The organism is Ruegeria sp. YTSA135, assembly GCF_059610165.1.
Genome location: NZ_JBXWNC010000002.1, coordinates 216113 through 227445, shown reverse-complemented (window position 1 = coordinate 227445; position 11333 = coordinate 216113). Strand labels below are relative to the sequence as shown.

Below are 11333 nucleotides of genomic sequence, written 5' to 3'. Positions count from 1 at the left end.
GGAAAGAGGGCGGATATGCTGGTAGTGATTTCTCCGGCCAAGCGGCTGGACTGGGCAGAGCGGGATGTCGAGGTCACGCAACCTGACTTTCAGGACGATGCGATCCGGCTGGCGAAAACCGCCCGCAATCTGACCTTGGGTGATCTTAAGAAACTCATGGACCTTAGCGATGATCTGGCGCGTCTGAACCGGGACAGGTACCGCGAATTTGAAATTGCTCCGGGCGCTGATCAGACCCGACCGGCTGCGCTGGCTTTTGCGGGTGATACCTATCAAGGTCTCGAAGCGGCCTCGTTGGACGCTGACGAAATGGCGTGGGCGCAGGACCACCTTCGTATTCTGTCTGGTCTCTACGGTGTGCTGCGTCCGCTGGACGCCATTCAGGCCTATCGTTTGGAAATGGGTAGCAAGCTGAAAACCCGGCGCGGCAAAAACTTGTACGAATATTGGCGCGATCAACTCAGCAAGGCGCTGAACGCGCAAGCGCAACAGATCGAGTCCGAGGTTCTGATCAACTGCGCCAGTCAGGAGTATTTTGGTGCAGTTGACCCTAAGGCGCTGAAATTGCGGGTCATCACACCTGTTTTCATGGAAGAAAAAGCCGGTACGCCCAAAATCGTCAGCTTTTTTGCAAAGAAAGCACGCGGTGCCATGGCGCGATACATCATTCAGCACCGCCTGACCGATCCCAAGGCCCTGCTGGATTTTGATACCGGCGGCTATGAGTACCGCCCCGACCTTTCGGAAGAGGACAAGCCCGTCTTTCTGCGTCCCTATCAGGCTTGATTCAGTATAGACGGGTCATAGGCGACCAGCTCGACCGTATTGCCTTCCGGGTCTTCGGTGAAAATGCCGCGCCATCCGATCCAGTCAAACTGTTCAACGCGGTATGGCTGGCCGAGCTTCTCATACCACCTCATGACGGCTTCTTGTTCGGTGAACGGTAGTGAAAGGGCGATATGGTGCAGAGATGATCCAGCCCCGGTTTCAGGCCTGTCGGCACCGGTTGGATGCAACCCGGGCCGAGGGGCTGCCGTATGATGAAACAGCGCCAACACCTGTGTGTGCCCACCGAAACCTTCGGCAATGCGAAAGAAGGTAATGGTGTTGTTATGATCACCGGTCAGGCGTTGCAACCCGACCACGGTCTCATAGAACTCGACCATTGCGCCCATATCCGCGCAGCGAATAGCAATCTCTCCCAAGGCACGGGGGTGAAATCCACGTTCTGACATAGGATCAGCCTAGGGTCACAGCGCAGCGTTTTCCATCGTTCTTTATCGGTCCCGGGTCGGAAAATTGCACAGGGGCTTGAACCCGTTGGGCAACGCAAAAGATCACAACACCGCAGGACAAAGACCAGCCGTTCTGTATGAAAATCGGCTGCCGCTCCACGAGAAATACCAGTTTCTGTGACCGTTCACCCGCAGCTCGCGTGGTGTCGGTTTGGCCGGGGGGGTGTGCGCCGCGCTAGTCATCCACCAAGGTTCCGGCAAGGATGGGTGCCGCCCCTTCCGGCTTATAATCCAGGATCATCTTGTGGATTTTCCGTTTTTGCAGCGGCTTGGTCAGGTAGTGATCCAGGCCGGCGGATAAAATGTTCTTGTCGTCACCGGCCACTGCATGCGCGGTGAGTGCTACGATGGGTACGTGACGCCCGGCAATTACCTCGCGGCGGCGGATTTCGGTCGTAGCTTGCTTTCCATCCATTTTGGGCATCGAGATATCCATAAAAATCAAGTCCGGATCGAAATCACGGTGCTTTTCCAACACCTCAATTCCATTGGCTGCGAATTGTAGATCAATGTTCAGATCCTTCACCATTTTTTGCAGGATGAGTTGATTGGTCCGGTTGTCCTCGGCGGCCAGCACACGCATGCGCGGCAGATGCCTGCCGGGTTCAGCGTACGGTGTTTCCGACAACGCCTTGGGTGCCGAGGTCGAACGCCCAAGCGCGCTCAGGCAGGAGTAGAGTTCGGCCCGGGGAATAGGTTTTTGCAGGACACCTTCCAGAAGATGTCGGTCAGCGCTTGCGTGGATCAGGCCGGGATTGGTTGTCACCACCACCACGGGCAGATTGTCCCAACCTCGGTTCCTCAGTTCAGCGGCAAGTTCCAAACTGTCCATATCCGGTAGATCATGATCGCACAGCAGCAAGTCGACGCTGTTATCTATCGCGGCCAGCGCTTCGGTACCGGTTGAGCAAACCGTGACACGAGAGCCTAACCGCCCCAGTTGCTTTGAAAGAATGGCGCGACTGACGGCCATATCCTCGACCACAATCACATGGCGCAGTTGGTCTGACAGATTGGGTGGTGCGGGCTGCGGGCCTTCTGCAGTCGGTAGCGGTACCCGAAAGCCAAAGCAAGAGCCATGCCCCGGCTCACTTTCAACCCAGACCGACCCTCCCATCAGTTTAATCAGACGCTCGGTAATTGCCAGTCCTAAACCGGTGCCTTCAAAGGCGCGGTTTTGCTTGTCTTCGACCTGACTGAATTCCTCGAAGATATGCTCAATCTTTTCAGCTTCTATCCCGATACCCGTATCCTCGATCGCAATATGGATATCGCATTGATCAGACTTGGCATTGGGCACCCCGGTGACCCGGATCAGCACGTGCCCGCTGGACGTGAACTTGACGGCGTTGCCAACCAGATTGGTAAGTACTTGCCGCACACGCCCCGGATCGCCCACGAATAAAGTCGGCAGAAACAGGTCGTAGTCAACCAACAGGCACAGCCCCTTGTCGCGTACGCTGGGCTGCATAAGCATCGTAACTTCAAGAATGCAACGTTCGAAATCGAACTGCTCGGCGTGTAGGACCAGCTTGTCAGCCTCAATCTTCGAGTAATCAAGCACATCGTTGATGATCACAAGCAAAGCCTCACCGGAATTGCGGATTGTGTTCAGATACAACCGCTGTTCGTCATCTAAGGGCGTTTCCGACAAAAGCTCGGCCATCCCGACAATGCCATTCATCGGGGTCCTAATCTCATGGCTCATATTGGCAAGAAAGGCGGATTTGGCGCGGTTGGCGGCTTCGGCGCGTTCGCGCGCGGCCTCAAGCGCGGCCTCATGCTTGACCGAAGCGGTTATGTTCAGGCCTAGGCTGACCACTTCGCCGCCAATGCCGCGATGGGCAATCACCTTAAAATACTCACCATTCCAAAACTTGATTACAACCGAGTCGGGTTGAGGCTGCGCCCAACGCTCTATCATTCTGTTTTGCCAATCCTTTGGGGATTCCGCACCAATGTCGATCAGCTTTTCTTCCGTCAGGATCTCAAGGATACGCTGGTAAGTTGTACCCGGTCCCACCTCTGGCAGCCCTTCGAACACGCCCAAATAGGTCGCATTGGCACCGATCAGGCGGCTTTGGTTGTCAAAGAATGCGAATCCGTCCCGAATGGTTTGCATAGAATGCCACAGGCGGCGTTCGGCCACTTCGATTTTTGCGTTGGCCAGCGTCAGATCTGATTTGACCTTTTCATTTTCACCACGAACCGTCTCTACCTCTGCTTCGGTCTCGCCAATGCGCTTTCTCAAGGCCAAGGCGTGCAGGCTAAGCTCATGATTGGCGGCAGACAGCTCGGCCTGTTTCATTTGCAACAGCCGCTCGGCGGCCAGCCGTGCGCGGCGTTCTTTTGCCAGTTTGGTTGCAAGACTCATCTTTTCGGGTTCCGGATAGCGTGCGCCAAGCATCCGTAGAGGAGGTAAAAATCTGTTTAAGCTGTTGCTGCCGCTTTGGAGTCCGTGCCAAAATTTCCGAAAAGCGGAGGTCAACCATGCAACCTGTGTCGTATATCTGTTTACTCTGTGCCGCTGTTGTTGGGTCCCAAGTGGCGGCAGACTGCGCCACGGACGCGCAAATCGAACGATATGTACAGGACTATGTGACCAATACGCCCACTGCGGCCCTTTCTGCGAATGGCAGCATGGAAGATGCGTACTGTACGCAAGCCAAGGTAATCGCTGCGTTAGAGCCACATATGGGTCCGGTCATTGGCTACAAGGCGGGCTTGACCAGCAAACCCGCGCAAGAGCGCTTCGGCGCTGCGGAACCCATTCAAGGCGTCTTGTTCCGCGATATGATGCTGGAAGAGGGGGCGACGGTACCAACCGCATGGGGCGCACGTCCGGTTTTCGAAGCTGACTTGGTTCTGGTTGTTGCCGACGCGGGGATCAATCAAGCCACAACACCGCAAGAGGTCATCGCGCATGTTGCGGCCATCCGCCCCTTTATCGAACTGCCCGACCTGACATTGGCCGAGGGTGAGCCGATCACGCCTGTCACTCTGACGGCCATCGGTGTCGCGCCAAAACTGGGTGTGTTGGGCTCTGAAATCCTTGTCACAGAGGTTGAGGCAATGACAAAAGCCTTGGCGGATATGACCGTCACGCTCAGTGCGGCTGATGGTGAGGTTCTGGCGCAAGCACCGGGTACGGCAGTGCTGGGGCACCCCGCCAACGCTGCTTTGTGGCTGATGTCGAAAGGTATCGTGTTTGAGTCGGGTGACCTGATCTCGGTTGGGTCTTTCGGGCCACTTGTACCGCCGGCAAAAGGCAAGGGCGGGGCGTCTGTCACATATGCGGGGTTGCCCGGCGATCCGACCGTCAGCGTCACGTTCGAGTAGTCAACGCCGCCCTTCGCGCAGCCAACCGCCCAGCAAAAAGCCACCTGCCAGCAGCAGCACCAACCAAGGCGGCAGCAAACCAGCCTGCGTCACATCTCGTGTCTCATAGGCATCGCGCGGGGTCAGGCCGATCCAGCCACGCCCGGCGGCCGGACGTCCTGCGCGGACATTTCGGATGGAGGGCAATCCCTCTTCCAACCGAACTGCGCCACCGCGCATTTGGGCCAATACAGGGTCCAGAACCTCGGCTGTGGCGATGGTGCGCTCAAACTCTTTTGGTGCCGCCGGGCCCAACCCGATAACCGCCATCTGTTCGCCCTCCTGCAGTCGATAAAGACCAATCTCCGGACCGAAATACGTTGCTTCGAACCGGCCGGGCGATACCTCTTCGAGGGTGATTTCGAGTGTCTCTCCGTTCGGACGGGTAATCGTCACCGGCCCAACTTCATCCCCAAGCGTTTGGCGAATGATGCGCATGACCTGCCCGTTAGCTTCGGCCCAAAGGGCTTCTTCTTCCAATTCAGGCTCTTTCATCATCCAATGGGCCAACCGGCGCAGCAGTTCCAACTGCGGTCCGCCCCCTTCAAAGCCTCGGCTCCACAGCCAGGCGTGGTCTGAGGCCAGCAGCGCAACCCGTCCTTCCCCCACACGGTCAAGCACCAGCAGCGGGCGTTCTTCCACGCCGGTCATCAAAAGCTCACCGCTGCGATGGCTCACATCGATCTGACGCAGCCACGCGCCCCAATCCTCGGAATCGCCCAGATCCGTCGTCACCGGATGACGATGACCCAGGTCGGTGACCGTTGGCACAAAGCGTTCCTCGATCACCCGTGCCGTGGGCTGCGCTGGCAGAATTGGTGCCAGAGGCGACCGAAAAATGCTGTCTGCGCTGGCAAAGTCCGGTCCCGCAGCAATCAGAACCGCCCCGCCTTCGTTGATGTAGTTGGTCACGTTGTCCAGATAGATCGCAGGCAGGATGCCGCGCCGCTTGTAGCGGTCAAAGATGATCAGGTCGAAATCGTTGATCTTCTCCAGAAACAACTCACGTGTCGGAAAAGCGATCAGAGATAGTTCATCGACCGGTACCCCGTCTTGTTTCTCTGGCGGGCGCAAAATGGTGAAATGCACCAGATCGACCGAGCTGTCGGATTTCAGCAGGTTGCGCCATGTCCGTCCACCGGGATGCGGCTCGCCCGAGACCAGCAGCACGCGCAGCCTGTCGCGTACACCATTCATCTGGATCAGCGCAGTGTTGTTGCGGTCGGTCAGTTCGCCATCGGCCAGCGGTACCGTGAACTGGATTACGTTGCGCCCGCCATGGGGCAGTGTGATGGGCAGTTCGACATCAATTCCGATGGGAATATTCAGCCGCTCTGGCTCAGCCCCGTCAACCGAGACTTCAAGCGGTGCGGTCGTCTCACCGGCGGGTGCCGCCCCGCTGTCCTCGACCCGCAGGGTCAACGTGACCGGCTCGTCTATGATGGCGAACGCGGGGGCGTTGCGGACGATCAGGCGGCGATCCCAATCATTGTCACGCCCAGTCTGCAGCAGATGCATCGGTGCGGGAAGGGCGGGGGCCTGATCGACGTCATGCACGATCCCGTCTGACATGATCAGAATGCCCGCAATGCGCGCACGCGGTTCTTCGGCCAGTGCAGCGTTTAGCGCTGTCATAACTTGCGTGCCTTCGTCGCCGTCCCCGTCGCCAAGTGTGATCCGTCGCAGTTCGGTATTGTCGCGGGATTCAATTTCGGCAGCCAATTCCTCGGCCGCTCGTGCTGTCTGATCAGCCCGGTCTGACAGCGTCTGGCTGGCGCTTTCGTCTTCGATCATCAGGACGATATCGGTCAGCGGCGTACGGTCTTCGACCTGATAGACAGGCCCCGCCAGTGCTGCGATCACGACGAGGGCCGCCAAACCACGCAATGCCCAGCCCGACAGGCCACGCCACAGGGCCAAGACAACTCCGGCCACCGCAACAGTGGCGACAATTGCCAGAACGGGCCATGGGATGAGAGGATCAAAGATGACGGTTCCGGTCATTGTCCCAACCTGTCAAGCAAAGCAGGCACATGGACCTGATCGGATTTGTAATTCCCGGTGAGTACATGCATCACCAGATTGACGCCAAAGCGATTGGCAAGCTCACGCTGACGTTCCCCGGCGTAGCCACGCCCGACAGGCAACATCGCCTGCCCGTTTCGATCCACCGCCCAAGCCGACGCCCAGTCATTGCCGCCGATCACAACCGGCGTCACGTTGTCGTTGAGATTGCGGAATGGCATGCCTTCGATCTGTTCCGCGTCCAGCGGCGCGGCCTCGACCCAGACTTCGGTGCCGGCATATCGGCCCGGAAAGTCCTGAAGCAAGTAGAAGGCGCGGGTCAGGACGTGATCACGTGGAACAGGCTCTAACGCAGGGATATTCAACGGCGCGGCTAGTTGTTGCAGCTTGCGCCCATTGGGGCTTGAGGCGCCAAACTGCGCCACATCCGCGTCGCGCGTATCGAACAGGATCATGCCACCCGACCGCAAAAAAGCGTTGAGCTTGGCGTAGGCCTCGGCAGATGGTTGCGGTTGATCTGGCGTGATCGGCCAGTAAAGCAGCGGGAAAAACGCAAGTTCGTCACGCTCAAGGTCCACGCCGATGGGGTCTACCGGCTCGACGGATGTGCGAAAAAACAGCGTCTGAGCCAATCCACGCATGCCAGCCCCGGCCACCTCGTCCACCTGCGCGTTGCCGGTCAGTACATGGGCCAATACCAGCTCTTGCGTGGCGGTCAGAGCGAAGTCGGTTTCTTCCGCGGTTTGTGCCTGTGCTTCGGGAACCAACAGCATCGCACCCAGTGCAACGGCTGCGGCTTTGGCAAGGCCAAGGCGGCCGGACAAGGCAAGTGAGGCGATTACATCAATCGTCAGCAACAGCAACGCAAGGCTGAGAAGAATTCCCCCGATGGGCGTTTCCGTGTTCACCTCTTGCCCCTTGATCGGTACATCCGGGGGCCAAGCTGCGGGTGTCAGAACTGCATCTTCGGACAGGACATTCAATGCCAGCTTTTGCTTGCCGCTTTCATAAAGTCCGGGCTGCAAGTCGGGACCAATCGTGCCCGAGATCAGACCGACCCCATCAACACCGGCCAGATTCCCCGCGTCTGACAAGGTTCCAAAGGCATCCATGACCTGTATCGGTTCCCATGTAGTGCCTTGCAACTGTGCATCCTGCCGGGATTTCGCAGCCGATGCCACGGCCAGACGATCCAACATCTCAACAAACAGGCCTGACAGCGGCAGGCTGGACCACTCTGCATCCGCCGTGACATGGAACAGGACCACCTGCCCCAAACCTAACGCCTTGCGTGTTACCAGCGGCGTGCCATCGGACAGGGACGCAATCACACGATCCGCCAGATTAGGGTCTGGTTGTGCCATGACCTGAGTGCTGATCGTAACGTCGCCGGGAATACGCAAACCAAAGAATGGTGAATTCTCGGGGAAGGGGGCCAGACCCTTGGCCTCACCCCAACTCATCGCGCCGCCGACCGAGCGGCCCCCGCTACGCAACCTTACGGGCAACAGCGTATCCTCGGCGTCGCGGCCCAGATCGCTGGCCGCCATGCGCGGACCGGCAAACCGCAGCAGCAGCCCGCCCTGTTCGACCCATTCGACAAGCGCGCTCTGCTCACCGTCGGACAGTTTTGCCACATCAGCCAGTACGATCACATCCGGGTTTGCAGGCAACACGTCCAGCAAGCCACCGTCGACGAAATCTGCCGTGGGGCTTAGAACCTGCGTCAGATAATGCAGTGGTGACAACAGCTCCAACCCTTCGCGGTTGAGCGTCCCGGCAATCAGAGCAACTTCGCGTCTGCGCAAACTGTCATCGGTCAGGGTCACTGCACCGGCTGATCGTTGGCCCTGAATCTCGAACCGGGTAATCCGGGCGCGCAGTTCTGACGGAAGCGCCAAATCCACCTGAGCTTGCGTGTCCTGGCCCAAGAACTCGATCTCGACCCTTTGCAATATACGTTGTGCGCCTGCGGGATCTCGGCCCTGTGCTACTATGGTGATGCGGTCCACCGGTCCCGGTTCATCGCGCTGGGCGGTCAGTTGGATGACACCATCCTGATAGGCAGCGGGCAAGAGTGCGAGGACAGGTGCCGCGGCCTGATACACCGATACGTCACCGCGGGATTGCAAGACTGCCAAAACCCTGCCATGGCCGCTATACGTCAGCCGGTCGCTGAACCAATGGGTTTCGAATCCACCCTCCACCTGATCCAACGCGGCCAAGGCTTGATCTATCTGCATGTCCGTTGGTTGCCACGGTTTGGGGGCCAGACCCGGCAGGCGTCCGCGCCAGGCTTCAGCGGCCTTGAAAATCGGCGGCTCAGGCTCTGTCAGGCTCAGGATGGCCACCGTCCGGCCTGCACGTCCGGCTTCGGTCAGTTGCGCGTCGATCTGGTCCAGCGTCGAAGGCCACCCGGTCGCCCCCGCCCAACTGGCATCCAGCACCAACAGCAAGGGCCCCGATCCGGAAATATCCCGTGACGGGTTCAGGACCGGCCCGGCCAGACCGATGATAATCGCTGCCGCAGCCAGCATCCGCAGTAAAAGCAACCACCAAGGCGTGCGATCCGAGACGCTTTCATCGTCTTTCAGACCCAACAGCAATGTCACCGCAGGGAACAGACGGCGTATCGGTGCGGGCGGCACGGCACGCAGGATTAGCCAAAGGATCGGCAGGGTCAGCAGACCCAGCAGCACCCAAGGTGCAGTAAAACCGATGCCCGCCAGTATAGTCATCGCGTTCCCCCGTCCAGCGCACGGTAAAGCCATAACAGGGCTGCTTGTGCGCTATCCCCGGTGTGATGCAGGCCCAGTTGCCACCCCGTGGCACGGCATAGCTGTGTCAGCGCGTCCTTGCGTTTCGCAAGCCGTTCCAAATACCGCTCTCGCAGCTCGCCGGCCTTGAGGGTTTCGTGCCGGACCGAGCCGCCGACGCTTTCGAAGATCGTCCGACCGCGATAGGGAAACGTCTCTTCGCCCGGATCGAGAACCTGCAGCAGGACCCCGCGAACGCCACGGTCCGCGGCTTTGGTCAATGCCAGCTCAACTTCGTCCATCGGACCAAGGAAATCGGAAATGAACACTGCACGGGCATGGGGTATCATGGCACGATGCTCGGGTGGCGCGTAATCGGTCTCAAGGTCTTGTGACAAGGCTTCTGCCAACCGGATAATCTGCGCATTACCGCGACGTGGCGGCAGGGTGGTGCCGGTCAGGCCAACGCGCTCACCTCCGCGAACCAAGAGAATGGCAGTTGCCAGACCCAAAAGGCGCGCCCGGTCGGCCTTGGAGGCAAGGTTTTTGTCGGATGCGAACCGCATCGAAGCGCCCTGATCCACCCACAGCATGACCGATTGCGCGATCTGCCATTCACGTTCGCGTACAAATTGCTGGTCACCACGGGCTGATCGCCGATGGTCAATCATCCGGCGGCTGTCGCCAATCTGTGCGGGTCTGTATTGCCAGAAATCATCACCCAGACCCGATCGCCTGCGCCCGTGATCCCCCAGCAAAACGGTTCCCGCCAGATGTTCGGCACGTGCCAACAAGGGCGGCAGCCGGGACGCCTCGGCTTCGGATCTTTCGCGAAGGGTCAGTGCAGCATTCACGCCGCTGCCTCGGTGCGGATCAGGCCGGCAGCCGTTGTTTCGATCAGATCGGTCAAGCTGTCACCGCGTGCGCGCGCCGCGAAGTTCAGCGCCATCCGGTGGCTGAGAACAGGGCGGGCCATGTCCAGCACGTCGTCAGCATTCGGCGCCAGCCGTCCTTGCAGCATCGCCCGGGCGCGCACTGTCATCATCAGCGCCTGCGCCGCGCGCGGGCCGGGACCCCAGGCAACCGTTTCCGTCACGCGTTCCGAGGCGTCTGCCTCTTCTGGGCGGAATGCGCGGACCAGATCAAGGATCAATTCCACAACCGACTCTCCGACCGGCATACGGCGCAACAACACTTGCGCGGCCAGCAATTCCTCTTTGGTAAATATTTCATGTGCCGCGTCTTCTTCGACGCCCGTCGTGGCCAACAGGATGTCCCGTTCGGTCTGACGGTCCGGGTACTCCACGTCAATCTGCACTAGGAAGCGGTCCAATTGCGCCTCGGGCAGCGGATAAGTACCTTCCTGTTCAATCGGGTTCTGTGTCGCCAGCACGTGAAATGGCTCGCCCAGTGAGCGATCTTCACCTGCGACCGTCACCGTGCGCTCCTGCATGGCCTGCAACAGGGCCGACTGGGTACGCGGGCTGGCGCGGTTGATCTCGTCCGCCATCAGCAACTGACAGAAGATCGGACCTGGGATGAAGCGAAAGTGGCGCGAGCCATCGTCGGCGGTGTCCAGAACCTCGGACCCCAGAATATCGGCTGGCATCAGGTCAGGCGTGAACTGGATACGGTTGCCATGCAGGCCCATCACCGTCGACAACGTTTCGACCAATCGCGTTTTGCCCAGCCCCGGCAGACCGATCAGCAAGGCGTGCCCGCCGCACAAAAGCGCGGTTAGGGTCAGGTCCACGACCCTTTCCTGTCCAATAAAGCGACGGGTGATCGAGGACTTGGCCTCTTGCAGCTTGGATTCCAGCGCTTCGATCTCGGACACGAGGTCGGCAGGTTCGGTCATGACTTTCCCTTCCGTGGGCTA

Annotated in this window: 8 protein-coding genes; 2 read left to right on the top strand and 6 right to left on the bottom strand. The window is 59.2% G+C overall.

The annotated features are described in order from the left end of the window. The first annotated feature begins 15 nt into the window (after window positions 1-15). Entirely contained in the window at window positions 16-786 is a 771-nt protein-coding gene (yaaA, locus tag AC2FIT_RS04110) for a peroxide stress protein YaaA (protein WP_496826900.1), read from the top strand. Here the strand turns inward: yaaA and AC2FIT_RS04105 are convergent. Both AC2FIT_RS04105 and AC2FIT_RS04100 read right to left on the bottom strand, forming a co-directional pair. Continuing rightward, window positions 777-1235: a VOC family protein gene (locus AC2FIT_RS04105; RefSeq protein WP_496826898.1), complete on the bottom strand. Its 459-nt coding sequence runs from the start codon at window positions 1233-1235 to the stop codon at window positions 777-779. The two genes, yaaA and AC2FIT_RS04105, sit on opposite strands and share 10 nt — an antisense overlap. A gap of 235 nt (window positions 1236-1470) precedes the next feature. Beyond that, the gene (locus AC2FIT_RS04100; RefSeq protein WP_496826896.1) at window positions 1471-3669 is read right to left on the bottom strand and encodes a response regulator; all 2199 of its coding nucleotides are present in this window, start codon (window positions 3667-3669) and stop codon (window positions 1471-1473) included. 116 nt (window positions 3670-3785) lie between these two features. Here AC2FIT_RS04100 and AC2FIT_RS04095 point away from each other — a divergent pair, with 116 nt between their 5' ends. After that, window positions 3786-4634, top strand: coding sequence for a 2-keto-4-pentenoate hydratase (locus tag AC2FIT_RS04095; RefSeq protein WP_496826894.1), 849 nt, complete (start codon window positions 3786-3788; stop codon window positions 4632-4634). Here the strand turns inward: AC2FIT_RS04095 and AC2FIT_RS04090 are convergent, their stop codons facing one another. From AC2FIT_RS04090 to AC2FIT_RS04075, 4 genes are read right to left on the bottom strand one after another with little or no spacing between them, the layout of a single operon-like run. Beyond that, window positions 4635-6677 (bottom strand): hypothetical protein, encoded by a 2043-nt coding sequence (locus AC2FIT_RS04090; RefSeq protein ID WP_496826892.1) that lies wholly within the window; start codon window positions 6675-6677, stop codon window positions 4635-4637. It abuts the gene before it with no gap. After that, the gene (locus AC2FIT_RS04085) at window positions 6674-9436 is read right to left on the bottom strand and encodes a DUF4159 domain-containing protein (RefSeq protein WP_496826890.1); all 2763 of its coding nucleotides are present in this window, start codon (window positions 9434-9436) and stop codon (window positions 6674-6676) included. Before AC2FIT_RS04085 ends, AC2FIT_RS04090 begins: the two co-directional genes overlap by 4 nt. Then, a complete protein-coding gene (locus AC2FIT_RS04080; protein ID WP_496826888.1) occupies window positions 9433-10308 on the bottom strand; it encodes a DUF58 domain-containing protein in 876 nt (291 codons plus the stop codon). The genes AC2FIT_RS04085 and AC2FIT_RS04080 overlap by 4 nt, the downstream gene beginning before the upstream one ends. Continuing rightward, window positions 10305-11312: an AAA family ATPase gene (locus AC2FIT_RS04075; RefSeq protein ID WP_496826886.1), complete on the bottom strand. Its 1008-nt coding sequence runs from the start codon at window positions 11310-11312 to the stop codon at window positions 10305-10307. The genes AC2FIT_RS04080 and AC2FIT_RS04075 overlap by 4 nt, the downstream gene beginning before the upstream one ends. Window positions 11313-11333 lie beyond the last annotated feature (21 nt).

Bases quoted from the DNA above. Each gene is read 5' to 3' on its own strand.
- yaaA (WP_496826900.1), top strand. From the start codon at position 16: ATGCTGGTAGTGATTTCTCCGGCCAAGCGGCTGGACTGGGCAGAGCGG.
- AC2FIT_RS04105 (WP_496826898.1), bottom strand. From the start codon at position 1,235: ATGTCAGAACGTGGATTTCACCCCCGTGCCTTGGGAGAGATTGCTATT.
- AC2FIT_RS04100 (WP_496826896.1), bottom strand. From the start codon at position 3,669: ATGAGTCTTGCAACCAAACTGGCAAAAGAACGCCGCGCACGGCTGGCC.
- AC2FIT_RS04095 (WP_496826894.1), top strand. From the start codon at position 3,786: ATGCAACCTGTGTCGTATATCTGTTTACTCTGTGCCGCTGTTGTTGGG.
- AC2FIT_RS04090 (WP_496826892.1), bottom strand. From the start codon at position 6,677: ATGACCGGAACCGTCATCTTTGATCCTCTCATCCCATGGCCCGTTCTG.
- AC2FIT_RS04085 (WP_496826890.1), bottom strand. From the start codon at position 9,436: ATGACTATACTGGCGGGCATCGGTTTTACTGCACCTTGGGTGCTGCTG.
- AC2FIT_RS04075 (WP_496826886.1), bottom strand. From the start codon at position 11,312: ATGACCGAACCTGCCGACCTCGTGTCCGAGATCGAAGCGCTGGAATCC.